Below are 27,000 nucleotides of genomic sequence, written 5' to 3' on the forward strand. Positions count from 1 at the left end.
ATTAGTTTCGGAGAAAATAGATGAACAATGCATTACGGAAAATCGAAACAAATGAAATCGCGCCTGGCTTTGAAGCGATACGAATTTCTATTGCCAGCCCAGAACAAATAAGGTCCTGGTCCTATGGTGAAGTGAAAAAGCCAGAAACCATAAACTATCGTACCTTTAAGCCAGAACGAGACGGCTTATTCTGTGCGCGCATTTTTGGTCCAGTGAAGGACTATGAATGCTTATGTGGTAAGTATAAGCGGATGAAATACCGAGGCGTTATCTGTGAAAAATGCGGAGTTGAGGTTACTTTAAGTAAAGTTCGCCGCGATCGGATGGGGCACATTGAACTTGCCTGTCCTGTAGCTCATATATGGTTTACTAAGTCTCTTCCAAGTCGCGTCGCGTTACTGCTGGATATGGCGTTAAAGGATGTCGATCGCGTTCTATACTTTGAAAATTATGTCATCATTGATCCCGGTATGACGCCATACCGTAAAGGTCAGCTTATCACGGAAGACGAATTTGCGCGTGCGCAAGATGAGTATGGTGAAGATGCGTTTACTGCCGGTATTGGAGCAGAAGCCCTAAAGCGTCTTCTCGGTCAAATTGACCTAGAAAGAGAACGTGACGAAATGCGCGAAGAGTTGTTAGAAACAAGCTCTGAAATGCGCCGGAAAAAATTGGTTAAGCGTCTAAAGCTTTTTGAAGCATTTATAGACTCGAACACCAATCCTCAGTGGCTGATCATGGATGTCATTCCCGTAATCCCTCCAGAATTAAGACCCTTAGTGCCTTTGGATGGCGGGCGGTTCGCAACCAGCGATCTTAATGATCTATATAGACGTGTTATTAACCGTAATAACCGCTTAAAAAGATTAATAGAGCTGCGGGCTCCTGACATTATTGTCCGCAATGAAAAAAGAATGCTGCAAGAGTCTGTGGATGCTCTCTTTGATAATGGACGGCGTGGTCGAGCAATTGCGGGTGCCAATAAGCGCCCACTGAAGTCTTTGGCAGATATGCTTAAGGGGAAACAAGGTCGCTTCCGTCAAAACCTTCTTGGTAAGCGCGTTGACTATTCGGGCCGTTCTGTTATTGTCGTGGGTCCCGAGCTGAAGTTACATCAATGTGGTTTGCCGAAAAAAATGGCGTTAGAGCTGTTTAAGCCTTTTATTTATGCACGCTTAGAGCGGTATGGCTTAGCCAGCACCCTGAAAGCCGCAAAACGAATGGTTGAAAAAGAACGCCCTGAAGTTTGGGATGTTCTCGAAGAAGTTATCAGAGAGCACCCGGTATTGCTAAACCGAGCTCCGACTCTTCACAGACTGGGTATTCAAGCATTCGAACCAACATTAATTGAAGGTAAAGCGATTCAATTGCACCCGCTTGTATGTGCGGCTTTTAATGCTGACTTTGACGGTGACCAAATGGCTGTCCATGTGCCATTATCGCTAGAAGCACAGCTGGAAGCTCGTGTCTTAATGATGTCAACAAATAACATCCTTAGCCCTGCAAACGGTCGTCCTATTATCGTGCCCTCAAAGGACATTGTCTTAGGAATCTATTACTTAAGCCAGATCAGAGAGTCTTTACCGGGCGAAGGAATGGTTATTGCCTCGCTTGCAGAAGCAGAGCATGCATTACAAAACAAGCTGGTCGAGCTTCATACAAAGATTACAGCCCGGGTACCTTATTATCAAGCGGATGGCTCTGTCCTCCATAAAAGGGTTGAGACTACTCCAGGACGTTTGCTTCTCAGTCAAATTTTGCCGAAGAGTGATAAGGTGACCTTTGATCTTATAAATAACCAACTAACATCCAAGGAAATCGGTAACTTAGTTGACCTTGTCTATCGACATTGTGGTCAAAAAGAAACTGTCATATTCGTGGACCGCTTGATGGGACTTGGTTTCCAATATGCGACACGGGGAGGGATCTCCTTTGGTAAGGATGATCTAATTATCCCTGAAGCGAAAAAGAAGTTAATTGATGAAACCAAAGCTTACGTTTCAGAATTTGAGCAGCAGTATGCAGATGGCTTAATCACCCAAGGTGAGAAATACAACAAGGTTGTTGATGCGTGGTCTCAGTGTACAGATCGCGTCGCTGAAGAAATGATGAAAGCGATGTCAAAGACTAAGCCAGGGGAGCATGTAAATTCTGTTTACATGATGGCTCATTCTGGAGCTCGAGGGTCTGTGGCTCAGATGAAGCAGTTAGCCGGTATGCGCGGTCTTATGGCTCGTCCATCAGGGGATATTATTGAGACACCAATCATCTCTAACTTTAAAGAGGGGTTGAACGTTTTAGAATACTTTACGTCCACCCACGGCGCCCGTAAAGGGTTAGCTGACACTGCTTTGAAAACGGCAAACTCGGGATATCTAACCCGACGTCTGGTGGATGTGGCGCAGGATTGTATTATTACTGAATTGGACTGTGGTACTTCACACGGGATTAGCCTTTCAGCAGTCATGGAAGGGGGCGATACCATTGCTTCCTTGTCGGAGAGAATCTTAGGACGCTCTGCTGCGACGGATATTGTTGATACAGCCAGTGGAAAGGTTATCCTTGCTGCAGGCGATCTGATTGAAGAGGATGTCCTTGATCAGATTGATACAGCAGGTATAGATACTGTTAAAATCCGCTCAGTATTAACATGTGAATCCAAAAATGGAATTTGCTCCAAGTGTTATGGCCGTGATCTGGCACGCGGAATCCTCGTTAATTCAGGAGAAGCAGTCGGTGTTATTGCTGCACAGTCAATTGGTGAACCGGGAACTCAGTTAACCATGCGAACCTTCCATATTGGTGGGGCGGCTCAAGGTGGGGCAGAACAAAACAGTATTGAGGCGGTTCACGCCGGTACAATTCAGTTCCGTAATAAGAACATTGTGACCAGTAGTTCTGGGGCAGATATGGTATTGTCACGCAATTGTGAAGTTTTGATCGTTGATGATCAAGGCCGTGAACGAGCGCGCAACCGTATTCCTTATGGATCTAAGATTCTTGTTAAAGAAGGAGATAAAGTTCAACAAGGACAGAAGCTTGTTGAATGGGATCCGTATACCATTCCGATCGTTTCGGAAGCCGCTGGTATAGTCCATTATGTTGATCTGGTTGACGGAATCTCTATGCGTGAGGTAACCGACGAATCCACCGGCATTTCTAATCGTGTGGTTGTGGACTGGAAACAGCAAGCCCGAGGTTCGGATTTGCGCCCAATGATCAGCATCCGGGATAAGAAAGGAAATCCTGTGCTTCTAGGGAGTGGGATTGAGGCACGTTATTTCTTGTCAGTCGATTCAATTCTTTCGGTTGAGAATAATGCTGAAATTCAAGCTGGTGACATCTTGGCTCGTGTTCCAAGGGAAACCACTAAAACTCGAGATATTACTGGCGGTTTGCCACGTGTTTCTGAGCTTTTTGAAGCACGCCATCCACGAGATGCTGCTATTATTGCTGAATTCGATGGGCGTGTTGAATATGGAAAAGATTACAAGACAAAACGCCGTATTGTAATTATTCCAACTAATGAAGAGTTAGAACCCATTGAATATTTGATTCCAAAAGGACGGCATATAACCGTTCATGAAGGTGATATTGTTAAGAGAGGAGATTTGTTAGTTGATGGCAACTCTGATCCACATGATATTCTTCGGGTGCTTGGGGTAGAAGCTTTAGCAAGTTACCTTGTTAATGAGATTCAGCAAGTCTATCGCTTACAGGGTGTGAAGATTAATGATAAGCATATCGAGGTTATCGTTCGCCAGATGCTTCAGAAGTATGAAATCACTGACCCAGGTGAAACTATCTTTGTACGTGGTGAACAGATTGACCGAGAAGAATTCTTCAAGGTTAACCAAGCGGTGATCGATAAAAACCTTCGTCCAGCTTCAGGAACACCTGTGCTGCAAGGTATAACAAAAGCATCGCTTCAAACAAAATCGTTTATCTCAGCAGCGTCCTTCCAGGAAACAACTCGCGTTCTGACCGAGGCCGCTGTCGCAGGAAAGACAGACGATTTGATCGGGCTAAAAGAAAACGTAATTGTTGGTCGCTTGATACCTGCAGGTACTGGAAGCGTCATTCAGAATTTGCGTAAGCTTGCTGGTCTACGGGACCAGGAAGCTTTGACAGCTCGCTCTCTACCCGTCGATGATACTGGAAAAGCATCATCTTATGCATAGATATGGAAACTAAGTCGTTGACATATTAGGAAAGCATGCTTATTATTCAAGGAAACCAGTGTGCAAATACTGGTGCCCTTGCGTTTTTGCAAGCTATTAGTGTGAATAGTAATATAGGTAAAAGAAAAGGGGATAGGCACATGCCTACAATTAACCAACTTATTCGGAAACCAAGAGCTCCGAAAGTTTCGAGAAACAAAGTTCCTGCTCTTGAAGCATGTCCTCAAAAGCGTGGAGTATGTACTCGTGTATTTACAACAACTCCAAAAAAACCAAACTCAGCTTTGCGTAAGGTTGCCCGTATTCGCCTAACTAACGGATTTGAAGTCACAGGCTACATCCCCGGTGAAGGCCATAACCTGCAAGAACACTCCGTCGTTATGATTCGTGGTGGGCGTGTAAAAGACTTACCAGGTGTGCGATATCACATTGTTCGTGGTACATTGGATACCCAAGGAGTTAAAAATCGTAAACAAGCACGTTCTAAATACGGTGCAAAGCGTCCTAAGTAAAGAGAATTAAGAGGTTAAAATGTCACGTCGTCGCGCGGCTGAAAAAAGAGAAATCAATCCGGATGCTAAGTTTAATAGCATCGTTGTTGCAAAGTTTATCAATAACTTAATGTATCAAGGTAAAAAATCTGTAGCTGAAAGAATTGTTTACGGAGCCTTTGATAAGATTCAAGGTAAAAGCGGTAAAAGCCCATTAGAAATTTTCGAAGAAGCCTTAGAGAATATTAAGCCTTCTCTTGAGGTTCGTAGCCGTCGTGTCGGTGGCGCAACTTATCAAGTTCCTTGTGATGTTCGGGCAGATCGAGCTCAGGCCTTAGCGTTCCGCTGGATTATTTCCAGTTCCCGCAAGCGTTCCGAGAAAACTATGATTGACCGGTTGTCTGGTGAATTGTTAGATGCCATTAACAATAGAGGTGCTGCCGTTAAAAAACGTGAAGATACTCATAAAATGGCTGAAGCAAACCGTGCATTTGCTCACTATCGTTGGTAAGGAATTTGTAGATGCCAAGATCACATCCTCTTTCAAGATATCGTAACATAGGTATTATGGCCCACATTGATGCGGGGAAAACCACTACTACTGAACGTATCCTGTATTACACTGGTAAATCATATAAAATCGGAGAAGTCCACGAAGGCACCGCCGTTATGGACTGGATGGAACAAGAGCAAGAGCGCGGAATCACAATTACCTCTGCGGCGACAACTTGCTTCTGGAACGATCATAGAATCAATATTATCGACACCCCCGGACACGTAGACTTTACTATTGAAGTTGAGCGCAGTTTGCGCGTTCTTGATGGTGCTGTTACTGTTTTCGACGGCGTAGCAGGTGTTGAGCCTCAATCCGAAACAGTTTGGCGTCAAGCTGACAAATATGGTGTTCCTCGTATTTGCTTTGTGAATAAGCTTGATCGTATGGGTGCTAACTTTTTCCGCTGTGTCGATATGATTGTGGATAGGTTAGGCGCACGGCCTCTAGTCTTATATTTACCAATTGGCGCTGAAGCTGACTTTGTGGGTGTTGTCGACGTACTGCGGATGCATGCTATTGTATGGCGGGACGACTCCTTAGGAGCGAAGTTTGATGTCGTGGACATTCCAGCAGATCTCAAAGCACAAGCTGAAGATTATCATGCGAAGTTAGTAGAAACGGCTGTTGAAGCTGATGATGCTTTAATGGAAAAATATCTAGTTGGTGAAGAAATTTCAGTTGAAGAGCTGAAAGGTGCTATCCGCAAAGGCGTTCTTTCCAGTCTGTTTGTTCCAGTTTTATGTGGTAGTGCTTTCAAAAACAAGGGTGTGCAGCCATTATTAGATGCCGTTGTCGATTATCTGCCTTCACCTGATGACTTGGTGCAAGTGAAAGGGACCACTGTTGATGGAGAAAACGAATTAGTACGTAAAATTGCGGATGAGGAACCATTCTGTGGTTTGGCATTTAAGATTATGACTGATCCTTTTGTGGGAACGTTAACCTTCGTCCGTATTTATTCAGGCAAACTAGAAACTGGTACTTATATCCTAAACTCAGTTAAGGATAAAAAGGAACGGGTTGGCCGTATGTTGTTGATGCACGCAAACACCAGAGAAGATATAAAAGAAGCTTATGCAGGTGATATCGTTGCTGTTTGTGGACTTAAAGAAACCACGACCGGTGATACGTTGTGTGATTCGTCTAAGCAGATTGTTCTAGAGCGTATGGAATTCCCTGAACCGGTGATTGAAGTAGCTGTTGAACCTAAGACAAAAGCTGACCAAGAAAAAATGGGCTTAGCCTTATCCCGCTTAGCCAGCGAAGACCCTTCTTTCCGCGTTACAACAGATGTTGAAAGCGGTCAGACGGTGATCAAAGGTATGGGTGAGCTTCACTTAGAAATTATTGTTGATCGTATGCGTCGCGAATTTAAGGTTGAGGCAAATGTAGGTGCTCCTCAGGTTGCTTACCGCGAAACGATCACTAAAGCTGCTGAAGTTGACTACACCCACAAAAAGCAGTCGGGTGGATCAGGTCAGTTTGGTCGTGTTAAGATTGTCTTTGAGCCATTGGAAGCTGGTTCTGGGTTCGTATTTGAAAACAAAATTGTTGGTGGTGCTGTTCCAAAAGAATATATTCCAGGCGTACAAAAGGGTCTGGTTTCGGCAATGGATAACGGTGTCGTTGCTGGCTTCCCATTAATTGATTTCAAGGCAACATTAATTGATGGTGCTTACCATGATGTTGACTCAAGTGCTTTAGCGTTCGAAATTGCAGCTCGCGCTGCCTTCCGTGAAGGTATTGGTAAGTGCAATCCGCGTTTATTAGAGCCCGTCATGAAGGTAGAAGTTGTTACCCCAGAAGAGTATATGGGTGATATTATCGGTGATTTAAACAGTCGTCGTGGTCAAATATCTAGTATGGATCAACGTGCAAATGCTCGTGTGATCAATGCTATGGTACCCCTCGCCAGCATGTTTGGATACGTTAATACACTCCGCTCTATGAGCCAAGGTCGAGCTCAGTTTACAATGCAGTTCGATCATTACGAGCAAGTGCCTCAACACGTAGCAGATGAAATAGTTGCAAAGGCGAGCTAGCCTTTGCTTTTTGACAGGGGGGAATGAAAATTCCCTCTTGAAATCATAAGAAAAGTGAGCTATTAAATATGGAAGGCCAGAGCATAAGAATTCGTCTAAAAGCTTATGATCATAGACTTTTAGATCTGTCAGTTAAGGAAATTGTTGGTACAGCTAAGCGGACCGGTGCAAAGGTACGTGGACCTATACCTTTGCCTACACAAATTGAACGTTTTACAGTAAACCGTTCACCTCATATTGACAAAAAATCCCGTGAGCAATTTGAAATACGGACTCATAAACGTCTGATTGATATTGTTGATTGGTTGCCACAGACGGTTGATGCTTTAATGAAGCTTGATCTAGCTGCTGGTGTTGATGTAGAAATAAAACTTTAATAAGGGTTGACTAATGAGAACTGGACTTATCGCTGAAAAAGTGGGTATGACGCAGTTTTTTGCCGCTGACGGTACTTTAGTTCCAGTCACGGTTCTCCAGGTCAGCGACTGTGTAGTCGTTGGCAAAAAAACAGCTGACTCCAAGGATGGTTATAATGCTGTCCAAATAGGCTCTAATAAAGCCAAGATAAATAATGTTACTAAACCAATGCGTGAATTCTTTGCTAAAAAAGAGATTGAGCCTAGAGCTCATTTAAAAGAGTTTCGTGTAAGTTCTGAGAATCTTCTTGAGCCAGGTGCTGAATTAAAAGCAGATCATTTTGCTGCAGGGCAATTTGTCGATGTGACTGGGACCTCAATTGGTAAAGGCTTTGCGGGAGCAATGAAGCGCCATAATTTTGGTGGTCTACGAGCTTCCCACGGTGTATCAGTAACTCACCGTAGCCATGGTTCTACAGGTAACAGACAAGACCCGGGTAAAGTCTTTAAAAATAAGAAAATGGCTGGCCATATGGGTGCGCGTCGAGTAACAAAAATGAATCTCACCATATATGGTATTGATGCAGAAAAGAACCTTATCTTTATCCGTGGTAGTGTGCCCGGTTCTCAAGGTGGAATCGTCTACGTACGTGACGCTATTAAAAAGTCTGCATAACGGTATTGCCAGAAAAGAGAATAGGTAAAAAATGAAAATTGATGTCATAAATATTGAGGCTAAAAAAGCCGGCGATATTGAGCTGAATCCAGAAATATTTGGCCTTCAGCCACGTGTTGATATTCTCTCTCGCGTTATCGAATGGCAGCTTGCAAAGCGTCGTTCAGGTAACCACAAGACAAAAGAAGTCGGAGATGTAAGAGGATCAACAAGGAAGATATACCGCCAAAAAGGTACAGGTAATGCTCGTCACGGCAGTAAACGCCAAGTTCAGTTCCGTGGGGGTTGTGTCGTGTTTGGACCTGTGGTACGTTCGCATGCGTACTCTTTGCCTAAAAAGGTTAGAAAGCTTGGTTTAAAGATTGCTCTTTCTGCTAAGACTCAAGCCGGTGAGTTGATTGTTGTCGATTCTTTTAAAGTGGCAACAGGCAAGACAAAAGATCTTTTAAAAATTATCACAGCTCTCCAGGCGCCAAATGCGCTCCTGATCGATGCGATTGCAAATTCTGACAATCCTGTAGTTAAAGCGGCTGCAAATTTAGAGAAATTCGACGTATTACCTCATAATGGGGCAAATGTCTATGATATAATGCGCAAAGAAAAGCTGATTGTAACCAAAGAAGCTATCAAAGCACTTGAAGAGAGATTGAAATGACAACAAATACGAAGGTAAATTTCAACCTATATGATGTAATCCGCTTTCCACTAGTTACAGAGAAAACTACGCGTTTATCTGAATCTAACCAAGTGGCCTTTATTGTTTCGCGTGCATCAACTAAAACGCAGATTAAGCAGGCAGTAGAACTTGCCTATGATGTAAAAGTTGAGGCTGTAAATACCCTTGTTCAAAAAGGTAAGGTAAAGCGTTTCCGTGGTCGTCTTGGTCAACGCATAGATGTAAAAAAAGCATTCGTTAGACTGGCTAAGGGACAGACTATAGATATGGCATCAGGAGTATAAATTAATGGCTCTAAAAACATATAAACCGACGACACCGTCACAACGACAACTTGTTAATATTGACCGATCTGAGCTATGGCCTGGAAAACCATTTAAGGCATTAACAGAGGGACAAAAGCGCACTGGTGGTCGTAACAATCACGGCCGTATTACCTCTTGGAATCGCGGCGGTGGTCATAAACAACGTTATCGTATTATTGATTTTAAACGTCGTAAACTCGATATAGAAGGCGAAGTTTTACGCTTAGAATACGATCCTAACCGTACTGCATTTATTGCATTAATTAAATATACTGACGGTGAGCATGCTTACATTTTAGCACCACAGCGTCTAAAGGTTGGGGATAAGGTGGTTGCCAGCCAGAATGCCGATGTTAAACCAGGTAACTCTATGCCTGTTAAAAACATTCCCGTTGGTACCATAATTCATAATTTGGAATTAAAAATTGGCAAAGGCGGACAAATTGCGCGCTCTGCAGGCTCTTATGTGCAAATTGCAGGCCGTGATGGCTCCAATACCATTGTTAAGCTTTCCTCAGGTGAACTAAGACTTGTAAATGGCAATTGTTATGCTACAATAGGTGCAGTATCTAATGCTGACCATCAGAACCGTAATTATGGTAAAGCCGGTCGCAGTCGTTGGTTAGGCTGGAGACCATGTGTACGTGGTATTGCAATGAACCCCGTTGATCACCCTCATGGTGGTCGTACAAATGGTGGTCGTCATCCAGTTACACCTTGGGGTGTTCCAACAAAAGGTAAAAAGACTCGTACAAATAAGCGTACGACGAAAAGTATTATTAGAAGAAGAAGTAAATAGCGGAGACTACTCGTGCCAAGATCAATTTGGAAGGGTCCATTTGTTGACGGTTATCTGCTCGCTAAGGCAGAAACCGAGCGCAATTCTGGACGTAAAGGCGTTATTAAAACGTGGTCTCGTCGTTCTACCATTCTACCGCAATTTGTGGGCCTCACTTTTGGGGTTTATAATGGGAAAAAATTTGTTCCTGTGTTGGTTTCGGAAGACATGGTTGGTCATAAGTTTGGTGAGTTTTCACCAACACGTACTTTTTATGGCCACGGCGCAGATAAAAAAGCTAAAAGAGGTTAATGATTATGGAACAAAATACTGCAAAAGCGATCTTGCGTAATGTTCGTGTTAGTCCTCGCAAGCTTAATTTAGTGGCAGCTATGATTCGAGGGATGAAAGTTTCGAAAGCATTAGATGTGCTGGCTTTTAGTCCAAAAAGAATTGCTGTAGATGTACGTAAAACTTTGGCTTCTGCTATTGCTAATGCAGAAACCAACCATGGATTAGACATTGATACCCTCGTCGTATCAGAAGCAAGTGTTGGTCAATCTATTGTAATGAAAAGATTTAGTCCAAGAGCAAAGGGCCGTGGCGTTGGAATTAAGAAGCCTTTTAGCCATTTGACTATTAAAGTATCTGAGAAAGAGGTGTAACAATGGGACAAAAAGTAAATCCAGTTGGCCTACGCCTTGGTATAAATAAGCTTTGGGATTCACGTTGGTTCTCTAAAAAAGATTATGCAAAGAATTTGCATCAGGATCTTGAAATTCGTCGATTTGTTGAGAAGAATCTCGCCCAAGCTGGTGTTGCAAAAGTCGTAATTGAACGTTTGGCTAAGAAAGCAAGATTAACAATCCATACAGCCCGTCCAGGTGTTTTGATTGGTAAGAAAGGTGCGGATATTGATAAGCTTCGTAAAAAGCTAAGTGATATCGCTAATACCGATGTAACTATCAACCTCGTGGAAGTACGTAAGCCTGAAATTGATGCAAAGTTGATTGCAGAGAACATTGCTCAACAAATAGAGCGACGTGTTTCTTTCCGTAGAGCAATGAAGCGTGCTATGCAATCCAGCCTTCGACTAGGTGCGCAAGGTATCCGCGTAAATTGTTCTGGGCGTCTTGGTGGTGCGGAAATTGCCCGTATGGAGTGGTATCGTGAAGGTCGAGTTCCATTGCACACATTGCGTTCAGATGTAGATTATGCTTTAGGTGAAGCTAAAACTACATATGGGATCATTGGTATTAAAGTTTGGGTCTACAAGGGCGAGATTCTGGAAAAGAATCCTTACCTGTTAGAGGCGAAAGCTTCTGATGCTCCGGCTGGCCGATAAGGTATAATAGATAGAGGATTAGTGAGATGTTGTCTCCGAAAAGAACTAAATATCGTAAGGCGTTTAAAGGAAGAATCCATGGAAACGCAAAAGCTGGAACAGATGTTGCTTATGGCTCCTATGGACTAAAAGCATTAGAACCATGCCGTATGACAGCACGTCAAATTGAGTCCGCCCGTCGGGCGATAACTCGTCATATTCGCCGTGTTGGTAAGGTTTGGATCCGCGTATTTCCCGATGTGCCGGTGTCAACCAAACCAGCAGAAGTCCGTATGGGAAGTGGTAAAGGAAGCCCAGAATATTGGGTATGTAGGGTAAAACCTGGCAAAATTTTGTTTGAACTTGATGGTGTATTGCCTGAGGTTGCGGAAAAGGCATTTGAACTTGCATCCGCTAAGTTACCAATCGCTACACGATTTGTAAGAAGAATTGGCTGAGGTACGATATGAATAAGCAAGAGTTTAATAATAAATCAATCAGTGAATTATACGATTCACTTCAGTCAATGAAGAAAGAGCTATTAGGTCTTCGCATACAAAAAAGTATGGGGCAGTTGACGAATTCTTCTCTAATAAGAAAAAATCGTCGTAATATTGCTCAAATCATGATGCACCTTGCTCAAAAGAAAGTGAAGTAGAGGTAAAAATGCCACGTAGAGTTTTTGAAGGCGTAGTAGTAAGTGATGTGAACGACAAAACGGTTGTCGTTCGTGTCGAGAAGCGTGTTAAGCATCCTGTGTATAAAAAATATATTGTCAGATCTGCTAAGTATGCAGCACATGATGAAAAGAATGCCTATAAAATTGGAGATAAGATTCGCATTGAAGAGAGTCGGCCTTTCTCCAAGACAAAAAAATGGCAAGTTCTATACACTGATCAAGTTAGTGCATAAGGGGTAAGCCATGATTCAAACAGAAACAAGACTAGAAGTAGCTGATAACTCCGGTGCCAAGCAGGTTCAGTGCATCAAAGTATTGGGCGGCTCCAAGCGTCGTTATGCATCTATTGGAGACATTATTGTTGTTTCCATTAAAGATGCGCTACCAAAAGGTAAAGTGAAAAAGGGCGATGTACATAAAGCTGTTGTAGTGCGTACTAAACAGTGTATTAAGAGAGCTGATGGAAGTGAAATCAGCTTTGACACTAATGCAGCTGTTCTAATTAACAAGCAGAATGAGCCTATTGGAACACGTATTTTTGGCCCCGTTACGCGTGAACTGAGAAACCAAGGCTATATGAAAATTATTTCTTTAGCGCCAGAGGTGCTGTAATGACATCAGTAAAGTTTAAAATAAAAAAAGGCGATAAGGTTATCGTACGTACAGGTCGGGATAAAGGGAAAATAGGAACTGTATTAAAGGTTCTCAAAGACGACTGTGCTCTTATTGTAGAAGGTGTAAATGTTGTAAAAAAACATGTCAAGCCTACACAGTTTTCAGCAGGTGGTATTGAAAATAAAGAATCTAAGATCCATGTTTCTAATGTCGCATTGTTAGATCCGAAAACCGAGCAACCAACCAAGGTGGGTTTTAAGATCCAAGGTGATGGTACAAAAGTTCGCTTTGCTAAAAAAAGCGGCGAAATAATATGAGGTTATGGCAGCTATGACACGCCTTTATAAAGAATATAAAGATAAAATCGTTCCCAAACTGATCAATACATTCAGTTATAAAAATATTCATCAAGTTCCTAAGCTTGAGAAAATTGTTGTCAATATGTGTATTGGTGAAGCTGCTCAAGACAGCAAAAAGCTTCAAGCAGCTATTGAGGAATTGTCGGCAATTACCGGGCAAAAGCCTGTAATTACCCGAGCTAAAAAATCCATCGCAGGATTTAAATTACGCGAAGGAATGGCTATTGGTGCTAAGGTTACCCTGCGTCGGGACCGTATGTATGAATTCTTTGACAGACTGATAACTATTGCCTTACCACGTGTTCGAGATTTTCGGGGAGTTTCTGGAAAAAGCTTTGACGGCCGTGGCAATTATGCGTTAGGTATAAAAGAACAAATTATTTTTCCTGAAATCAACTATGATAAGGTTGATAAAGTTCGTGGGATGGATATAATTGTTTGTACGACAGCTGCCACAGATGATGAGGCAAAAGCTCTGCTTAAAGAGCTTAATGTCCCATTCTATAATTAAGGATAGATGTAATGGCTCGTTTAAGTTCAATAAATACAAATAAGCGCCGTTTAAAGATGGCGCAAAAGTATGCTGCGCGTCGTCAGAAATTGAAAGATATTATTGTGAATAAAGATCTTTCGTTAGACGAAAGAATTCAAGCAACAATTAAATTATCAGAGTTGCCTCGAAACAGTTCTAAGACCCGTTATCGCAACCGTTGCGAAGTTACTGGTCGACCAAGAGGTTTTTATCGGAAATTTAAAATGTCAAGAATAGCCCTGCGTGAGTTAGGATCTCTAGGGTTAATTCCTGGTTTAACAAAGTCAAGTTGGTAGTATTATGATAGTAAATGATCCCATCGGAGATATGCTGACGCGTATTCGTAATGGTCAGAGATCTAGAAAGTCATCTGTAAAGTCTCCTAATTCAAAAGTAAGAAGAGCTGTCCTTGAAGTTCTGATAAAAGAAGGCTATATTCGTGGTTACACAACCGAAATAGTACGTAAAGGTATTGAGAACATTAATATCGAATTAAAGTATTATGAAGGACAGCCTGTTATAGAGATCATTGAAAGAGTTTCCAAGCCTGGATTAAGAGTTTACTCTCAATCAAAAGACTTAGCCTCTTTCATGAGTGGTCTTGGTATACACATCCTTTCCACACCTAAAGGCGTAATGACTGATGTTGAGGCGAAGCAGCAGGGTGTTGGTGGTGAAATTCTTTGCCGAGTATATTAAGGAGTAGCCATCAATGTCACGAGTAGGAAAAACTCCAATCAAGCTACCAGCGGGTGTTAATGTAAGTGTATTAAATAACCTGATTGAAGTTTCTGGTAAGCTTGGAAAATTGTCCATGAATTATATGGATGTGGTCACAGTTTCAAATCAAGATGGTGTTGTGCTGGTTAAGCCAGTTAACGATTCCAAGCTTGCGCGCATTAACTGGGGAACAGTACAAAGACGGCTTGCAAATATGGTTAATGATGTTACCAATGGTGTCAGCGTTAATCTAGAGCTGGTCGGTGTTGGATACCGTGCTAATGTGCAAGGTAGTAAAGTTAATCTCCAGTTAGGATTTAGCCACGACGTTGTCTATGAGCTTCCTGCTGGTATTACAGCAAAATCAGATAAACCAACTTCTTTAACAATCAGCGGTTTTGACCGTCAGCTTGTAGGGCAAGTTGCTGCTGAAATTAGAGCTTATCGTAAACCTGAACCTTATAAAGGAAAAGGGATTATACGTGATGGTGAATTTGTTCTGAGAAAAGAAGGTAAGAAGAAGTAACAATGTCAAAAATAGATCTGCATACGCGACGCAAAGAGCGAATCCGTTCTAAATTGCGTAAGGTAAGTTCTGGTAAACCAAGGCTTACTGTTCATCGTTCAAGTAAATATCTTTATGCTCAAGTAATTGATGATATTAAATCGATAACAATAGCAGCTGCCTCTAGTCTTGAAGCTGCTACCAAATCAGATTTAAAGAATACTTCAAACCTTGAAGCAGCTAAGCTAATTGGTAAGTTAATAGCAGAACGCGCAAATAAAGCTGGAGTCAAAGAGGTCGTCTTTGATCGCTCTGGTTATCGTTTTCATGGCCGTATTAAAGCAATTGCTGATGCCGCCCGCGAATCTGGATTAAGCTTTTAGGATTGAGTCATGGCTAAAAATACAAACACAGAAAAACAGCGCGAAGAAGTCGAATACATTGAAAAGCTTGTTAGCGTTCGTCGTGTAACAAAAGTTGTTAAGGGCGGTAAAAATTTAAGATTCTCCGCTTTGGTAGTGGTCGGAGATGGAAAAGGTCGAGTTGGCTTTGGTTCAGGTAAAGCTCGTGAAGTTCCGGATGCTGTGCGTAAAGCATCTGAACAAGCGCGTCGTTCTATGATTCGTGTGCCTCTGCGTGAAGGAAGGACAATTCACCACGACTTAACAGGTCATTTTGGTGCAGGTAGAGTTTACTTGCGTGCTGCTCCTGCAGGTACAGGTATCATTGCTGGTGGACCAATGCGCGCAGTCTTTGAATCTTTAGGGATTCAGGATGTCGTCAGTAAATCTGTTGGCACTTCAAACTATTATAATATGGTGCGAGCAACTTTTGATGCTCTAACCAATGTAGCTTCACCACGCGATGTAGCATCAAAATTAGGACGTAAGATTCCTGAAATTGTTGCACGCCGCGATGCGTCTATGGCAAGGAGATGAGAATGGCTGATAAGAAGAAGATTGGAGCAACAATTAAGGTTAAGCAAATTGCCAGCCCGATTCGTCGAAATAAGGTACAACAGTTATATTTAAAGTCACTTGGGTTAGGTAAAATTAACAGAATAAGAGAACTTCAAGATACACCTGCTGTAAGAGGTCTTATCACTCGATTGCAGCATATGGTTTCAGTTGTCGAATAAAGGTTACGAGTATGACTATTAAATTAACTGATATAAGAGATAATAAAGGGGCCCGTACCCGTCGTATGATTGTTGGACGCGGTATCGGTTCTGGAAAAGGAAAGACTTGTGGTCGTGGTGGTAAAGGACAAACTGCTCGTTCAGGTGTCGCCATTAATGGCTTCGAAGGTGGTCAGAATCCCATTTATCGTCGCCTACCAAAGCGTGGCTTCAATAATATTCATGCCGCTAAAGTGTTCGAGTTAACCTTTGATAAAATCAATGTACTGTTAACAAATGGATTAGTTAAAAGCGGCGATGTTATTGATCGCAATGTATTAATTCAAACTGGCTTGATGAAGAAGTGGTATAATGCTGTTTCTCTTATTGGGACAGGCACGTTAACTGAAAAAGTTTCTTTTGAAGTTACACGGGCTACAAAGAGTGCTTCTGCACAAGTTGAAAAACTTGGTGGTAAGATCACAATTGCATAGTTAAGAGGTAGGGTACCAAATGTCATCAGCTGTTGAGCAACTCGCTTCAGGTTTCAGCTTTTCAACATTTTCAAAAGCTGAAGATTTGAAAAAGCGCATCTATTTTACACTATTAGCACTGATCGTATATCGATTTGGTACTTATATTCCTCTGCCCGGCGTTAACCCTCTTGTTATACAAGAATTTGCAGCTATGAATTCTGGCGGTATATTTGGCATTTTAGATATGTTTTCAGGGGGCGCAATTAGTCGTATGACAGTGTTTGCTCTTAATATTATGCCTTACATTTCAGCCAGCATTATCGTGCAACTTATGACGTCCGTATCGCCGCATTTAGAAGCGTTAAAGAAGGAGGGTGAATCGGGCAGGAAAAAACTCAACCAATATACCCGCTATGGGACTGTCTTATTAGCATCTGTTCAAGCCTTTGGTATTGCAGTTGGATTGGAAAAGATGGTCGTCGGGACAAGTACGGCAGTATTGAATCCTGGCTTCTTTTTTAAATTTTCGACGATTGTAACCTTAACTGGTGGTACTTTATTCATTATGTGGCTTGGGGAGCAGATTACAAGTCGGGGACTAGGTAATGGCACATCTTTAATTATCTATTCTGGTATCGTAGCTAATTTACCCCAATCCTTTGCTAAAACGTTTATTTCTGCACGGACTGGGGCGATTTCAAATGGGATCCTTGTTCTTATTTTATTGATGGTTGCGGTTGTTATAGCTTATGTGGTCTTTATGGAAAAGGCACAGCGTCGTATTCTTATCCAATATCCCAAAAGGCAAGTGGCAGCTGACCGTCCAGCTCAAGCTCAAACGACACATTTACCCTTAAAATTAAACAGCTCAGGCGTTATCCCACCTATCTTTGCAAATTCTTTGTTGCTGTTTCCTGCTACTATTGCTGGTTTTTCTGGCTCAATGAATCCTGATTCAATATTAGGTATGATTGCCACATATATGGCACATGGTAAGCCATTATATATGATATGTTCAACGGCCCTCATAATTTTCTTTGCTTTTTTCTACACGGCTCTTGTTTTTAATCCGACAGAAACTGCTGAGAATCTGAGGAAAATGGGAACATTTATTCCGGGGATTCGTCCTGGAAAAGCAACAGCGGATTACATCGATTATGTGTTAACGCGTCTTACGGTGATTGGTTCTATTTATCTTGCTTCAATATGTTTATTGCCAGAATTAATCTTATCTAAGGTAGCTTTGCCATTTTATTTTGGTGGAACCAGTATTTTAATTGTGGTCAGCGTGACAATAGATACCATTAGTCAGATGCAATCCCATTTGGTGGCGCATCAGTATGAAGGCCTTATAAAGAAAGCCAAGCTTAAAGGTAAGCTATAATGTTTCTCATTTTATTTGGAGCTCCTGGATCGGGTAAGGGTACACAATCTGATTTATTGATGCAAACTGGCAAGTTTGTTCATATTTCTACGGGTGATCTCTTGCGCGCAGAGGTTAAGCAGGAAAGTAAGATTGGTTTACTGGTGCGAGATATCATGGCACGGGGAGAATTTCCGAGTGATGATTTGATCATGGATCTGATTAATAAACAGATCGATACAAACTCTGATAAACAGATTATTTGTGATGGTTTTCCAAGGACAATGAATCAAGTTCTTGCATTTGATACCTTACTTGGTGTAAAAAAGGAAAATATTGGATTAGTTGCAAATTTAAAAGTGAATCTCAACATGCTTGTTGAGCGGATCTCTGGGCGATATTCTTGTAAAGAATGTGGCGCAGTTTATCATGATAAAAACAAACGTCCTCTCATAGAGGGGATTTGTGATCGTTGTGGATCTAAAGAGTTTCTTCGGCGTCCCGATGATCAACCTGATGTTCTCGAGAGTAGAGTACAAGCTTATTTAGATCAAACTCAGGCGGTTTGTGAATATTATAGGCAAAAAGGTTTAGTAAAAGATCTTGATGCCTCAAAAGATCCTGTGTCAGTGAATAATGAGCTAAAAAGTTGTCTGATACAGGCCGGTTTTAAAATATAGGGAGAACTAAGCAGTGGCACGTATTGCTGGTGTAAATATACCATCTCAAAAGCGAGTTATTATCGCTCTTACATATATTTATGGTATTGGAAAAGTAAAGGCTAAAGAAATCGTAGCTAAGTTGGGCGTTGATGAATCAAAGCGTGTCAATGAGCTATCGGATCAAGAAGTTTTACGTATCCGTGAAATAATTGACAGTGATTACCTTGTCGAAGGAGATCTTCGTCGGGAAATATCAATGAATATTAAAAGGCTTATGGACTTAGGATGCTATCGTGGTTTGCGCCATCGTAAGGGACTTCCCGTTCGTGGTCAACGTACGCATACGAATGCACGTACTCGTAAGGGTAAAGCAGTTCCAATTGCAGGTAAGAAAATTGCTAAAAAGTAAGTGGTGAATAGATAATGGCACAAAAGAATACATCCCGAGTTAAGCGTCGTGAAAAAAAGAATGTTATAAATGCGTGCGCGCATATTAATTCAACATTCAATAATACGATTATAACAATTACTGATGAAAGAGGAAACGCGATTTCCTGGTCTACTGCTGGCGCAATGGGATTTAAAGGGTCTCGTAAATCCACACCTTTCGCAGCACAGATTGCGGCTGATGATGCTGCTAAAAAGGCTGCAGAACATGGTGTTAAAAACATTTCTGTTTTTGTAAAAGGGCCAGGATCCGGACGGGAAACTGCCATTCGTGCATTGCAATCGGCAGGGTTTGTCGTGACCTCAATTAAGGATGTTACGCCAATTCCGCATAACGGCTGTCGTGCGCCTAAGCGTCGTCGCGTATAACTGTTTGTCAATTAGATTTAGTGGGGAATTCCAGTGCTTCAAAACAATTGGGAAGCGTTAATTAAGCCAAATAAGTTAGACGTAAGGTACGGAACTCCCGACTTACGTCATGCTGATATTATTGTTGAGCCTCTTGAAAGAGGGTATGGTTTAACACTCGGGAACGCGCTGCGGCGCATCCTTCTGTCTTCATTACAAGGAGCTGCTTTCACATCTGTTAAAATAGAGGGTGTTCTTCACGAGTTCTCTACAATACCGGGCGTAATGGAAGACGTAACTGACATCATATTAAATCTCAAGACTGTAGGTGTCCGCAGCCAGGTTGAGGGAGTAAAGCGCGTCAAGCTTGTTGCCAGTGGAAAAGGTCCTGTTTATGCAAGACAAATTGAATGTCCTGCTGGGATCGAAATCTTGGATGAAGATATTATCATTTGCCATTTAGACGAAGGTGCAAAGCTTTCTATGGAAATGACAGTGGAATCAGGAAAGGGATACATTCCTGCCAACAGCACCTCTCATGAGGATAAACCGATCGGCTTAATTCCTATCGACGCCATATTTAGTCCTGTAAAGCGCGTAAGCTATAAGATTGAGCAAACACGTGTGGGACAAAGAACTGACTTTGATAAGCTTATTATGAGTATTAGCACTGATGGATCGCTAAAACCAGACGATGCAGTTGCTTTAGCCGCCCGGATTATGCAGGATCAGCTATATAGCTTTATTAACTTTGATGAGCCTAAGACTATTGATAAGAAAGAAAGTAAGATTGAATTACCGTTTAATCCAAATCTCTTAAGAAAAGTTGATGAGCTGGAATTATCAGTTCGCTCTGCAAATTGTTTAAAGAATGAGAATATCATTTACATTGGTGATCTGGTTCAAAAGTCAGAGCATGAAATGCTTCGCACTCCAAACTTCGGACGCAAATCCTTAAATGAAATACGTGAAGTTCTGGAGACTATGGGACTAACCTTAGGAATGATTATACCTAATTGGCCACCAGAGAACATCGAAGAGTTAACAAAGAAATTAGAAGATCCTTTTAATTAAGAATTTTGGAGAAAAACAATGAGACACGGTATAAGTGGCCGCAAATTTAATAGAACCAGTTCCCATAGAAAAGCAATGTTTGCTAATCTTTGCCAGGCCTTAATTGAACGTGAACAAATCGTCACAACATTGCCCAAAGCTAAAGACTTGCGCCCTGTTATAGAAAAGCTTATTACAATTGCTAAGAAAGGTGACCTTCATTCGCGTCGTCTTCTTTCATCGCGTCTGCGTAGTGACAGCCATGCAGCAAAATTGGCTAATGTTTTGGCTGGTCGTTTTGCTAACCGCCAAGGCGGTTATACCCGGATTATGAAGCATGGATTCCGTTATGGCGATAATGCTCCTATGGCAGTCATTGAATTCGTTGATCGCTAAGCATAGGCTTTTATTGTATAGTTAGAGAAGGGGAGTGTTAAACTCCCCTCATTTATTTTTAGATACCTTTACCGTGTTCGCTTTTTGAAACATGAATGAAGAATCCTAATTCAGGTCTTAGCTAGCCGCTTCTCTCTCTCAAGATTTTCTTATTTCTGATATAACTCATAGATATTTTGCAAAGTAGCCTCTTTCAAGTGCTCTCTTTTTTGCCTTCTGGCAGAAGAAATTACGAGCCCCCTAGAATGCTCTATCCACCTAAAAGGAACGCTCCTGACTTTTTAAAAGGGCCATAAATAGTTAAATCTTAGAATTAATAGGCTTGAGGGCGAGGAGAGGGGGTCATGTAGGGGAATATGCTACTTATAAAAGGCTAAATTTCTATTTGGCTCGCATTGTTAAGTTTTAAATATAGAAAATAGCTTAATATATTATTGGAGCCTTTGAAAGTTGTAATACGATGCAGCCTATCCTACCCTTTTATTAAAGATTAAGGGTAGGATAAATATTTTATTCTTTATAAATTCCTGCGCGCTTAAGAGCTGCGATAAATTCCTCGCGGGTAGAATTTGTATACAACTCCAGAGTATTGGGAAAAACAAATCCATTTATGGAACTACCTTTACTAGAATGCAGCTCTTTACCTACAGTTAGAAAGCCAAATTTAATTGCTGTGGGTGTATGAGTGATATTTCCTAATGGGGTAATGGTCGGAAATGATTCTGTCCAATTGCCTTTGAATTCTACCACTTCTGATTTTTCTATCGGCTCGAGGGCAAAGCTGTGAGGTGATAAAAGTAAGCCTGAGAAACATAACGCTATGGTAAGGTTCATAAAATTCATAAAAGTATCCTTTTCATGTTATACTAAACTTTTGATATAGGAAGAAATGTGTTCCAATTTCTCCCAATAAGATACTTTGACGTAAAATTATTGTTTAATAAAGTTAAAATTTTATGTAAATTGTTATGACTGATTATGGTAGGGCTTGACGGCCCTCCTGGGATGCTTTTTATTTACTGACAATCAATATACTGAGAAATTTTTATGGTGCTGAATAAATTTATTAATACCTCTGTACTGCTTATGTTTGTTAATGTTAGCTTGATAAACGCAGCAGAATATCCTGTGGCTTTAAGTGAGCTATATTGGCAAGCCCCAATTCATACTTGTGACGTTGCCCCTTCAGATAACGAGCAACTGGCTCGTCCAGAGCTCCTTGACTTGCCTGATGAAGTTTTACTGCATATAATCTCATGGCTGCCTACCCCTGAACATATGCAGCTCTTTGGGACGTGCAGGAGGTTATATTTCTTAAGTTATGATTCCTATGGACTTATTAATCATCTGAAAACTGAGATGCTTCTATTGGATCCCATTAGAAAGAGGTCTTTAGAAGTAGCAGAACAATTTAATCAATTGTGGAAGACAGCTTCTTATGCCACTACAGAAACATCCGATATAAAGGACCTCAAAGCTTTTATAGGAAGCCATAAACCTTATATTGATATCCTATATAAAGTTGTGGAATATCATTTTCAAAGTTTAAAAGGACAGCGGCCTTTACGGTTAAGTAGTAATGAGAAAATTGTAAGTGGTAATGACAAAATTGATTCACCAAATCAAGTGCAGAAGCTCAATGATTCTTTTCCTTCTTTTCAAGAAGAAACCAGCACTATCCAGAAAATTATTCACTTATACCAAAGTTATAATCAGTTAAGTTCTGGAGAAACTGATCCTTATCTGAAACAGTACTTAGAGTACGTCAAGTCATTCATTCCAGCGTTTAATAAAGATAAGATAGCAGAGATTAAAGCAGGGCTCAAAGAGCGTCAACGGGGACGTGACCTCTATTTTGAAGCTGTAAAAGCTGATATAGTTGTTATGGGCGTAAGGTAAAGCCTAGGCGAGGAAAGCCACCAAGAAATCTAAAGGGAGCTTTATTTCCTTTCTGCTCCAAGAGCATAGCTGCACTTCACAATTGATCGCAAAGAATATTATGCCCGCTGCTTAGATCTCTAATCCCTCTCAAAGCATGTAGACATGGCTGCTCCAAATACGGCTAAGGGTAATTTACCCTTAGCATACTCTCACAGAACCCTATCCGACACCTAGCTGCCCTCTTTAACGAAAGCAGAAGAGGTACTTTAAGAGAATTTATATATAAAGATATGGTCTTTATGAGGTGGCGGCGTCTTGCCTAAATACAGAGAGAATCCTAGAAAATCCCGACTATAATAAGTTTCCTCATCGACAGGTTGGCCCGCCTCATTAGTCATAGTAATACCAGGAACTACGTAGGTGCTACTCAATTCATCTTCATGGACTGCAGAATTGTATCCGGTATATACAAAAGAGTTCCAGCCATAAGAAGAACTCCAGACCTCAGGACCATACTCAGCCATTGCAAGGGTCTTACCCATAGTATAGAAGAGCCAATCATTTCCTGCATGCGTTCTTTTCAAACTTTTCTCAAACTTTGAGGTAAGGTTTGTGAAATGGCTTAAAAGTTGCTGCTTAAACTCTTCAGGCTGGTCTTTGAGAGATTGTAAAGATGTGGGCAGAAGCTCAAGGTAATAATGAGGATCTAAAAAGTATTGTGTCGACGCATTAAGCCCCTTTTCCATAATTTGAGGATTATGGATCTGGGAGAGAAGAAAAGGGATACTCTTTGGCACTTCATGGATGAAATAAAAGGAAAAAATGAGGTTAAGCGTTTGATCTCATCACTTTCTTCACTTTGTAAACAGTCTCGTGTTATAGCTTGCAATTGGTTTACTGTTGCAAAGAATAGCTTTCTCATGGATGCTGTTTCTTTCCAAATATATTCAATCGCCTCTGTTCTCTTCCGTTGTTTGAGGTTAGGGGCATCAGATAAGGACCACACAAAAATGCCTAAATGTTGCTGATCGTGGGTAAAAAACGTTGAAGGTGTCATGTAGGCCCCATCTGCATAAGTGGGCCTTAAATTAAAACCGACCGGCCAAAAGTTACTAGCGTTGGGGGTAGGTATGGTATAAACGAGATCTGTATCAGAAAGAGAAAAAGGATAGGGGAGCATGATAATATCAGGAAATAACTCGCGGCATAAAGCGAGGGGAGATAAAATCTGTCGAATTAGATGCGATCCTTTTTCCTGACAAGCCTGTTTATAGTTTTTATGGGTTCTCCATGCTTCTTCAAGTTGAGTTACTTTATAAATATCAAAGCCATCATTAAAGCCAACCTTACCAGATCGTTCCTGAGACGATAGTAAAATTGTTAAGCGATCTGTAAACAGGGTAAACCATAAGTAAGAGGTTTTTTTCTTCTCGGCCCGGTGCTGAATTTCATCGATCAACGCCGGAATTTCTGCCAATTGACTTTCTGCTTTCAGACCTTCTAGGGTAATCTTTAAATAAGTCGCTGCAAGTATCGCCCACTCATTTAAAGGCGTACGATAAGTTATTTGATCATCCCTCTTTAAAGCTTTGGCAAAGTCCATAAATATCTCAAGCGGATTATAATCCTGGGGGATCGCTAAATAGGGTAGATCAGGATCCTGCTGATGACAGTGATTGACAAGAGCAGCTTCTAAAACCTCAAGTACCTTATTCATTTCTTTTGAGCTTTCAGGGGCGCTCGGCGCTAGGTTGCTGATTAGAGCGTCAATGTTGCTCCTGAAATCAGCAGCTTGCCTGCCTACAAGGTCATCTGTATGGCAGATTAATTCTGAAGGAGCACAGTGGGGGGCTTCACAAGCATAGCTGGGGGCTGTAAAGAGGAAGTTAGTAATCAATAAAGATAAGCTTGTTAATTTTGCCATTATTAGTTCTCCTTAATAAATGCTTCATTTTTATATAAGAACTTTGAAAATTTTTCCAAGGAATTATTGGGCGCTTTAAGGCTAAACAGCGCAGGTAGTCTCTCCTAAAAGCTTCAGAAAGTGGGGCTTATAACTGCTATATAGAGAAGCTTAAAAGATCTTTATCAGGGGTGTCGCTTTTAAGGTTAGTTTAATTTTAATCAAATGCGTTTAGTAAGTGTTTACTTCTCTATGTGAAAAATAAAATTAGAGGAATTATTAAAGTAAACCATGATGAAGCATCCCCATTTTCAAAATTATCCAGGGTTTTATGATTATTTCAGATATACAGTTTCTGGGACTGTGTGGTTTTTATCGCTTTTAAATGACGTTTGTAGTTTAGAGGAAAGCCATTCGAAGGAGACGGGACAAGTTTCGCGCCATGCCCTTCAAGATCAGCCGTCCTTAGGGGAAGCCTTAAGTGAGAATAATCATGAGTCCAATGCTCCCAGTCAATTAGAATCTATCCAAGGGATAAGTTTATCGGATCAAGAGCGTATCTGCTTGCAAGGTGTCGATTCTCAAGTTTTACGATCCGTTACCACCCCAACTGATATGGAAAAACTTTTAAGGTTAATTCAAGCAATCGAGGTCAGTGAGCGCCAAGATATCCTCACGTCAGCTGCGTCTCTTGCAATCCCTTTAGGAGATTTAGAATCTTATCTGGCGCTCCTGGGAGCTGTTAAAGATATTCCCAGTTCAGAGCGCATGGATAGTGTGAATTGTGCTCAGTCCTTAATCGACGCCACTATGAATGTTCAAGATAGAGTAAGTATTGTGAATTGGCTAAAGGGCGTGTCTGTCCGGGACCGCCCTTACCTTGTCAGATTCACAGAGAGGGTTCCTTCAGCCGAACGGGTCCCGGTGCTGGGCTATCTGCATTCTTTGGTAACAGACATCGCCGATTCAAATCTTCGCTTTATCTTAATGCACATTATTAACGCCATCCCTGATCAAGAACGGGCAAACGTCTTAAAAAATTTACAGCTGCTTATAGAGCCGACTCTTTCGGTGCCTTCTATCAAGTCAATACTCGACATCATAACCGCCTTAGAACGGCCAGAGCGGGATCAGTTGTGCGGCAAGATAAACTCTGTTGGCGAAAAAATTGATAATCCTCTGCTGTTGTGGACATTGCAGTTTATTCCTCTCGATTCAATTGAGACCTTTATCATGGGTTTTAAAAGCCAATCGACAATGGATGTCTTAACCTACTTCCTTTTGGAGATTCATAAGAGTTCTCATTTTCGCGACTTACTCTTTGATTACTGGCAGCATTTGTTCTTGCAGCCCACTGAGAACAGAACCCGCGACTTAACAGGCCTTATTTTGCAAAGTATGGATATACTGGGTGTGTTTGATCTTCATCCTTTAGTGCAAGAAGCATTATTTATGCAGATTCTAGTTTCTAATACCCATGATCCGGCTAACCCTTATTATCTTTATCGAAAAACCTTGGAAAAGCGGCAAACGCCCGTTAATTGGCCGCAGATAAAGCCCTTAATTGAAAGCTTTGCCGGCGACCACTTTAAGATTAATCCTGAGTATCTGCGCAGTATAAGACAGCAGGCCGTCCATTTGTCCGAGCTTCCTGTGATTAATCCTACCTTCTTCGATGAGTTAGACCAACATTTGGCAGCTCGGCTTCATTCTCACCCCGAGATAGAGGTCAAGATCCACCACGACTTTGCGTTGAGCTATTCAGAGTTGCGCCAAGGGGCATTAGGGAGCCCCTTCCTTAAGAATCTTCTCAGTATTAAGGCAGCAGATGACGAGCCGGTGCCAGCGTTGGTGAGTAAGCTGGTGGCTATAGCGAGCTTCTTGCAACACCTGGATCAAGAGTGTCGGGCAGGACAAGTCTTATCCCTTCAAGAGGAAACATTCCTCAAGGTATTAGCTTGTATCCAAAATTGCGTAACGGGTAAAGAAGAGGGAATTCATTCCTATTATGCCAATTTACCCTCAGCGTTCAAATTTCCGGCATTAGAAGGCTATAACTCTGAGGAAGAAAAGGTCAAGTATTGGGTGAATAGCATTTTATTAAAAGAGATAGAAGCCCTTTGTTCAGGGACCACTTTGCTTTTTAAGTATTTATTGGAGCTCGAGCCCACAGAGGAAGTCCTAGAGCCGGCGCACCAATCTCGTTATATTAAAAATGTGCTCGGTCCAGATATTGGGTTGTCGGCTGCTGTCGCCTTTGATCGCCACAGTCGGACTCTCCATCCCAAACTTATAGCAAAGTCTAAAGATGAGATCATGCAGGCCTTCTATCACCATTTACGACCACGAGACGTGGTTAATGCAATAGTGGCAGCAGCAAACGCTGAGCTTGAAGAAAACTCACAGCTGTATAATTGGTTTGCCCCGTTTATCCCAGAAGCCGGGCGCGAGGAAGCCTGGGAAATTAATATGGAATTCGGTTGTATGCGCTTAACTTTTAAAGGAGCCTTAAATGTGCTTAAGGCTTTGAAGGTTCTCGAGACGCAATAAAGTTATAGT

The 27,000-nt window shown here is 41.6% G+C and carries 35 protein-coding genes and 1 pseudogene; 33 read left to right on the plus strand and 3 right to left on the minus strand.

Translation table 11 applies throughout. From position 1 onward, the window contains the following. Nucleotides 1-20: 20 nt before the first annotated feature. The 31 genes and pseudogenes from rpoC to rplQ form a co-directional block, all read left to right on the plus strand. Entirely contained in the window at nt 21-4,181 is a 4,161-nt protein-coding gene (gene rpoC / locus HMO_RS0104905; protein WP_010299421.1) for a DNA-directed RNA polymerase subunit beta', read from the plus strand. Nucleotides 4,182-4,321: 140 nt separating this feature from the next. Continuing rightward, nucleotides 4,322-4,693, plus strand: a complete 372-nt coding sequence (rpsL, locus tag HMO_RS0104910) for a 30S ribosomal protein S12 (protein ID WP_010299423.1) — start codon at nt 4,322-4,324, stop codon at nt 4,691-4,693. A gap of 19 nt (nt 4,694-4,712) precedes the next feature. Continuing rightward, on the plus strand, nt 4,713-5,183 hold the full coding sequence (gene rpsG, locus HMO_RS0104915) for a 30S ribosomal protein S7 (protein WP_010299426.1): 471 nt from the start codon (nt 4,713-4,715) through the stop codon (nt 5,181-5,183). Between the two features lie 11 nt (nt 5,184-5,194). Further along, nucleotides 5,195-7,270, plus strand: coding sequence for an elongation factor G (gene fusA, locus HMO_RS0104920; RefSeq protein ID WP_010299428.1), 2,076 nt, complete (start codon nt 5,195-5,197; stop codon nt 7,268-7,270). A 68-nt stretch (nt 7,271-7,338) separates the two neighbouring features. After that, complete coding sequence (gene rpsJ, locus HMO_RS0104925; RefSeq protein WP_010299431.1) at nt 7,339-7,647, plus strand: 30S ribosomal protein S10; 309 nt, start codon at nt 7,339-7,341, stop codon at nt 7,645-7,647. A 13-nt stretch (nt 7,648-7,660) separates the two neighbouring features. After that, the gene (gene rplC, locus HMO_RS0104930) at nt 7,661-8,302 is read left to right on the plus strand and encodes a 50S ribosomal protein L3 (protein WP_010299435.1); all 642 of its coding nucleotides are present in this window, start codon (nt 7,661-7,663) and stop codon (nt 8,300-8,302) included. 31 nt (nt 8,303-8,333) lie between these two features. Next, a complete protein-coding gene (gene rplD / locus HMO_RS0104935) occupies nt 8,334-8,957 on the plus strand; it encodes a 50S ribosomal protein L4 (RefSeq protein ID WP_010299438.1) in 624 nt (207 codons plus the stop codon). Then, the gene (locus tag HMO_RS0104940; protein WP_010299441.1) at nt 8,954-9,262 is read left to right on the plus strand and encodes a 50S ribosomal protein L23; all 309 of its coding nucleotides are present in this window, start codon (nt 8,954-8,956) and stop codon (nt 9,260-9,262) included. The genes rplD and HMO_RS0104940 overlap by 4 nt, the downstream gene beginning before the upstream one ends. 4 nt (nt 9,263-9,266) lie before the next feature. Continuing rightward, the gene (gene rplB / locus HMO_RS0104945) at nt 9,267-10,082 is read left to right on the plus strand and encodes a 50S ribosomal protein L2 (protein WP_010299444.1); all 816 of its coding nucleotides are present in this window, start codon (nt 9,267-9,269) and stop codon (nt 10,080-10,082) included. A gap of 12 nt (nt 10,083-10,094) precedes the next feature. Further along, nucleotides 10,095-10,373, plus strand: a complete 279-nt coding sequence (gene rpsS, locus HMO_RS0104950; protein ID WP_010299447.1) for a 30S ribosomal protein S19 — start codon at nt 10,095-10,097, stop codon at nt 10,371-10,373. Then, a complete protein-coding gene (rplV, locus tag HMO_RS0104955) occupies nt 10,373-10,726 on the plus strand; it encodes a 50S ribosomal protein L22 (RefSeq protein WP_010299450.1) in 354 nt (117 codons plus the stop codon). The genes rpsS and rplV overlap by 1 nt, the downstream gene beginning before the upstream one ends. 2 nt (nt 10,727-10,728) lie before the next feature. Next, the gene (rpsC, locus tag HMO_RS0104960) at nt 10,729-11,406 is read left to right on the plus strand and encodes a 30S ribosomal protein S3 (RefSeq protein ID WP_010299466.1); all 678 of its coding nucleotides are present in this window, start codon (nt 10,729-10,731) and stop codon (nt 11,404-11,406) included. A gap of 26 nt (nt 11,407-11,432) precedes the next feature. Beyond that, nucleotides 11,433-11,843, plus strand: coding sequence for a 50S ribosomal protein L16 (rplP, locus tag HMO_RS0104965; protein ID WP_010299468.1), 411 nt, complete (start codon nt 11,433-11,435; stop codon nt 11,841-11,843). 8 nt (nt 11,844-11,851) lie between these two features. Next, nucleotides 11,852-12,043, plus strand: a complete 192-nt coding sequence (rpmC, locus tag HMO_RS0104970; RefSeq protein ID WP_010299489.1) for a 50S ribosomal protein L29 — start codon at nt 11,852-11,854, stop codon at nt 12,041-12,043. An 8-nt stretch (nt 12,044-12,051) separates the two neighbouring features. Beyond that, nucleotides 12,052-12,297 carry a 30S ribosomal protein S17 gene (gene rpsQ / locus HMO_RS0104975; protein WP_010299491.1) on the plus strand — a complete coding sequence of 82 codons (246 nt, stop codon included), beginning with the start codon at nt 12,052-12,054 and terminating at the stop codon, nt 12,295-12,297. Nucleotides 12,298-12,307: 10 nt separating this feature from the next. Continuing rightward, entirely contained in the window at nt 12,308-12,676 is a 369-nt protein-coding gene (gene rplN, locus HMO_RS0104980) for a 50S ribosomal protein L14 (RefSeq protein WP_010299493.1), read from the plus strand. Beyond that, nucleotides 12,676-12,996, plus strand: a complete 321-nt coding sequence (gene rplX / locus HMO_RS0104985) for a 50S ribosomal protein L24 (RefSeq protein ID WP_010299495.1) — start codon at nt 12,676-12,678, stop codon at nt 12,994-12,996. The genes rplN and rplX overlap by 1 nt, the downstream gene beginning before the upstream one ends. 13 nt (nt 12,997-13,009) lie before the next feature. Beyond that, a complete protein-coding gene (gene rplE / locus HMO_RS0104990; protein ID WP_010299497.1) occupies nt 13,010-13,549 on the plus strand; it encodes a 50S ribosomal protein L5 in 540 nt (179 codons plus the stop codon). Nucleotides 13,550-13,560: 11 nt separating this feature from the next. Then, complete coding sequence (gene rpsN, locus HMO_RS0104995; RefSeq protein ID WP_010299499.1) at nt 13,561-13,866, plus strand: 30S ribosomal protein S14; 306 nt, start codon at nt 13,561-13,563, stop codon at nt 13,864-13,866. A gap of 4 nt (nt 13,867-13,870) precedes the next feature. Next, nucleotides 13,871-14,269, plus strand: coding sequence for a 30S ribosomal protein S8 (gene rpsH / locus HMO_RS0105000; RefSeq protein WP_010299510.1), 399 nt, complete (start codon nt 13,871-13,873; stop codon nt 14,267-14,269). Between the two features lie 13 nt (nt 14,270-14,282). Beyond that, entirely contained in the window at nt 14,283-14,816 is a 534-nt protein-coding gene (gene rplF / locus HMO_RS0105005; RefSeq protein ID WP_010299513.1) for a 50S ribosomal protein L6, read from the plus strand. A gap of 2 nt (nt 14,817-14,818) precedes the next feature. After that, nucleotides 14,819-15,178, plus strand: a complete 360-nt coding sequence (gene rplR / locus HMO_RS0105010) for a 50S ribosomal protein L18 (RefSeq protein ID WP_010299516.1) — start codon at nt 14,819-14,821, stop codon at nt 15,176-15,178. A gap of 9 nt (nt 15,179-15,187) precedes the next feature. Further along, nucleotides 15,188-15,733 (plus strand): 30S ribosomal protein S5, encoded by a 546-nt coding sequence (gene rpsE / locus HMO_RS0105015; RefSeq protein ID WP_010299519.1) that lies wholly within the window; start codon nt 15,188-15,190, stop codon nt 15,731-15,733. Nucleotides 15,734-15,735: 2 nt separating this feature from the next. Continuing rightward, entirely contained in the window at nt 15,736-15,933 is a 198-nt protein-coding gene (gene rpmD, locus HMO_RS0105020) for a 50S ribosomal protein L30 (protein WP_010299522.1), read from the plus strand. Nucleotides 15,934-15,950: 17 nt separating this feature from the next. Continuing rightward, a complete protein-coding gene (gene rplO, locus HMO_RS0105025) occupies nt 15,951-16,406 on the plus strand; it encodes a 50S ribosomal protein L15 (RefSeq protein WP_029448450.1) in 456 nt (151 codons plus the stop codon). Between the two features lie 19 nt (nt 16,407-16,425). After that, complete coding sequence (gene secY / locus HMO_RS0105030) at nt 16,426-17,772, plus strand: preprotein translocase subunit SecY (protein WP_010299528.1); 1,347 nt, start codon at nt 16,426-16,428, stop codon at nt 17,770-17,772. Beyond that, nucleotides 17,772-18,431, plus strand: a complete 660-nt coding sequence (locus tag HMO_RS0105035; protein ID WP_010299532.1) for an adenylate kinase family protein — start codon at nt 17,772-17,774, stop codon at nt 18,429-18,431. Before secY ends, HMO_RS0105035 begins: the two co-directional genes overlap by 1 nt. A gap of 13 nt (nt 18,432-18,444) precedes the next feature. Continuing rightward, complete coding sequence (rpsM, locus tag HMO_RS0105040) at nt 18,445-18,822, plus strand: 30S ribosomal protein S13 (RefSeq protein ID WP_010299535.1); 378 nt, start codon at nt 18,445-18,447, stop codon at nt 18,820-18,822. Nucleotides 18,823-18,836: 14 nt separating this feature from the next. Continuing rightward, nucleotides 18,837-19,229 carry a 30S ribosomal protein S11 gene (gene rpsK / locus HMO_RS0105045; RefSeq protein WP_010299538.1) on the plus strand — a complete coding sequence of 131 codons (393 nt, stop codon included), beginning with the start codon at nt 18,837-18,839 and terminating at the stop codon, nt 19,227-19,229. A 33-nt stretch (nt 19,230-19,262) separates the two neighbouring features. After that, nucleotides 19,263-20,282 carry a DNA-directed RNA polymerase subunit alpha gene (locus HMO_RS0105050; RefSeq protein ID WP_010299539.1) on the plus strand — a complete coding sequence of 340 codons (1,020 nt, stop codon included), beginning with the start codon at nt 19,263-19,265 and terminating at the stop codon, nt 20,280-20,282. Between the two features lie 18 nt (nt 20,283-20,300). After that, nucleotides 20,301-20,654 (plus strand): annotated as a pseudogene (gene rplQ / locus HMO_RS0105055) (50S ribosomal protein L17); the annotation flags it as partial. Nucleotides 20,655-21,167: 513 nt separating this feature from the next. Here rplQ and HMO_RS0105060 read toward each other — a convergent pair. Then, nucleotides 21,168-21,500, minus strand: a complete 333-nt coding sequence (locus HMO_RS0105060) for a hypothetical protein (RefSeq protein ID WP_010299541.1) — start codon at nt 21,498-21,500, stop codon at nt 21,168-21,170. A 204-nt stretch (nt 21,501-21,704) separates the two neighbouring features. Here HMO_RS0105060 and HMO_RS0105065 point away from each other — a divergent pair, with 204 nt between their 5' ends. After that, entirely contained in the window at nt 21,705-22,556 is an 852-nt protein-coding gene (locus HMO_RS0105065) for an F-box-like domain-containing protein (protein WP_010299546.1), read from the plus strand. A 248-nt stretch (nt 22,557-22,804) separates the two neighbouring features. Here HMO_RS0105065 and HMO_RS0105070 read toward each other — a convergent pair whose 3' ends face one another. Continuing rightward, the gene (locus tag HMO_RS0105070; RefSeq protein WP_010299550.1) at nt 22,805-23,284 is read right to left on the minus strand and encodes a hypothetical protein; all 480 of its coding nucleotides are present in this window, start codon (nt 23,282-23,284) and stop codon (nt 22,805-22,807) included. Further along, nucleotides 23,245-24,462 carry a hypothetical protein gene (locus tag HMO_RS0105075; RefSeq protein ID WP_010299553.1) on the minus strand — a complete coding sequence of 406 codons (1,218 nt, stop codon included), beginning with the start codon at nt 24,460-24,462 and terminating at the stop codon, nt 23,245-23,247. The genes HMO_RS0105070 and HMO_RS0105075 overlap by 40 nt, the downstream gene beginning before the upstream one ends. A gap of 270 nt (nt 24,463-24,732) precedes the next feature. Between HMO_RS0105075 and HMO_RS0105080 the strand changes: the two genes are divergently transcribed. After that, nucleotides 24,733-26,991, plus strand: a complete 2,259-nt coding sequence (locus HMO_RS0105080; protein ID WP_139016831.1) for a P-loop NTPase family protein — start codon at nt 24,733-24,735, stop codon at nt 26,989-26,991. Nucleotides 26,992-27,000: the final 9 nt, after the last annotated feature.

The organism is Candidatus Odyssella thessalonicensis L13, from assembly GCF_000190415.1.
In the GTDB taxonomy this organism is placed as follows: Bacteria; Pseudomonadota; Alphaproteobacteria; order Paracaedibacterales; family Paracaedibacteraceae; genus Paracaedibacter; species Paracaedibacter thessalonicensis.

Coding starts and splice junctions, on each gene's coding strand:
- rpoC (WP_010299421.1), top strand. CDS start 21: ATGAACAATGCATTACGGAAAATCGAAACAAATGAAATCGCGCCTGGC.
- rpsL (WP_010299423.1), top strand. CDS start 4,322: ATGCCTACAATTAACCAACTTATTCGGAAACCAAGAGCTCCGAAAGTT.
- rpsG (WP_010299426.1), top strand. CDS start 4,713: ATGTCACGTCGTCGCGCGGCTGAAAAAAGAGAAATCAATCCGGATGCT.
- fusA (WP_010299428.1), top strand. CDS start 5,195: ATGCCAAGATCACATCCTCTTTCAAGATATCGTAACATAGGTATTATG.
- rpsJ (WP_010299431.1), top strand. CDS start 7,339: ATGGAAGGCCAGAGCATAAGAATTCGTCTAAAAGCTTATGATCATAGA.
- rplC (WP_010299435.1), top strand. CDS start 7,661: ATGAGAACTGGACTTATCGCTGAAAAAGTGGGTATGACGCAGTTTTTT.
- rplD (WP_010299438.1), top strand. CDS start 8,334: ATGAAAATTGATGTCATAAATATTGAGGCTAAAAAAGCCGGCGATATT.
- HMO_RS0104940 (WP_010299441.1), top strand. CDS start 8,954: ATGACAACAAATACGAAGGTAAATTTCAACCTATATGATGTAATCCGC.
- rplB (WP_010299444.1), top strand. CDS start 9,267: ATGGCTCTAAAAACATATAAACCGACGACACCGTCACAACGACAACTT.
- rplV (WP_010299450.1), top strand. CDS start 10,373: ATGATTATGGAACAAAATACTGCAAAAGCGATCTTGCGTAATGTTCGT.
- rpsC (WP_010299466.1), top strand. CDS start 10,729: ATGGGACAAAAAGTAAATCCAGTTGGCCTACGCCTTGGTATAAATAAG.
- rplP (WP_010299468.1), top strand. CDS start 11,433: ATGTTGTCTCCGAAAAGAACTAAATATCGTAAGGCGTTTAAAGGAAGA.
- rpmC (WP_010299489.1), top strand. CDS start 11,852: ATGAATAAGCAAGAGTTTAATAATAAATCAATCAGTGAATTATACGAT.
- rpsQ (WP_010299491.1), top strand. CDS start 12,052: ATGCCACGTAGAGTTTTTGAAGGCGTAGTAGTAAGTGATGTGAACGAC.
- rplN (WP_010299493.1), top strand. CDS start 12,308: ATGATTCAAACAGAAACAAGACTAGAAGTAGCTGATAACTCCGGTGCC.
- rplX (WP_010299495.1), top strand. CDS start 12,676: ATGACATCAGTAAAGTTTAAAATAAAAAAAGGCGATAAGGTTATCGTA.
- rplE (WP_010299497.1), top strand. CDS start 13,010: ATGACACGCCTTTATAAAGAATATAAAGATAAAATCGTTCCCAAACTG.
- rpsN (WP_010299499.1), top strand. CDS start 13,561: ATGGCTCGTTTAAGTTCAATAAATACAAATAAGCGCCGTTTAAAGATG.
- rpsH (WP_010299510.1), top strand. CDS start 13,871: ATGATAGTAAATGATCCCATCGGAGATATGCTGACGCGTATTCGTAAT.
- rplF (WP_010299513.1), top strand. CDS start 14,283: ATGTCACGAGTAGGAAAAACTCCAATCAAGCTACCAGCGGGTGTTAAT.
- rplR (WP_010299516.1), top strand. CDS start 14,819: ATGTCAAAAATAGATCTGCATACGCGACGCAAAGAGCGAATCCGTTCT.
- rpsE (WP_010299519.1), top strand. CDS start 15,188: ATGGCTAAAAATACAAACACAGAAAAACAGCGCGAAGAAGTCGAATAC.
- rpmD (WP_010299522.1), top strand. CDS start 15,736: ATGGCTGATAAGAAGAAGATTGGAGCAACAATTAAGGTTAAGCAAATT.
- secY (WP_010299528.1), top strand. CDS start 16,426: ATGTCATCAGCTGTTGAGCAACTCGCTTCAGGTTTCAGCTTTTCAACA.
- HMO_RS0105035 (WP_010299532.1), top strand. CDS start 17,772: ATGTTTCTCATTTTATTTGGAGCTCCTGGATCGGGTAAGGGTACACAA.
- rpsK (WP_010299538.1), top strand. CDS start 18,837: ATGGCACAAAAGAATACATCCCGAGTTAAGCGTCGTGAAAAAAAGAAT.
- HMO_RS0105060 (WP_010299541.1), bottom strand. CDS start 21,500: ATGAATTTTATGAACCTTACCATAGCGTTATGTTTCTCAGGCTTACTT.
- HMO_RS0105065 (WP_010299546.1), top strand. CDS start 21,705: ATGGTGCTGAATAAATTTATTAATACCTCTGTACTGCTTATGTTTGTT.
- HMO_RS0105070 (WP_010299550.1), bottom strand. CDS start 23,284: ATGGAAAAGGGGCTTAATGCGTCGACACAATACTTTTTAGATCCTCAT.
- HMO_RS0105075 (WP_010299553.1), bottom strand. CDS start 24,462: ATGGCAAAATTAACAAGCTTATCTTTATTGATTACTAACTTCCTCTTT.
- HMO_RS0105080 (WP_139016831.1), top strand. CDS start 24,733: ATGATGAAGCATCCCCATTTTCAAAATTATCCAGGGTTTTATGATTAT.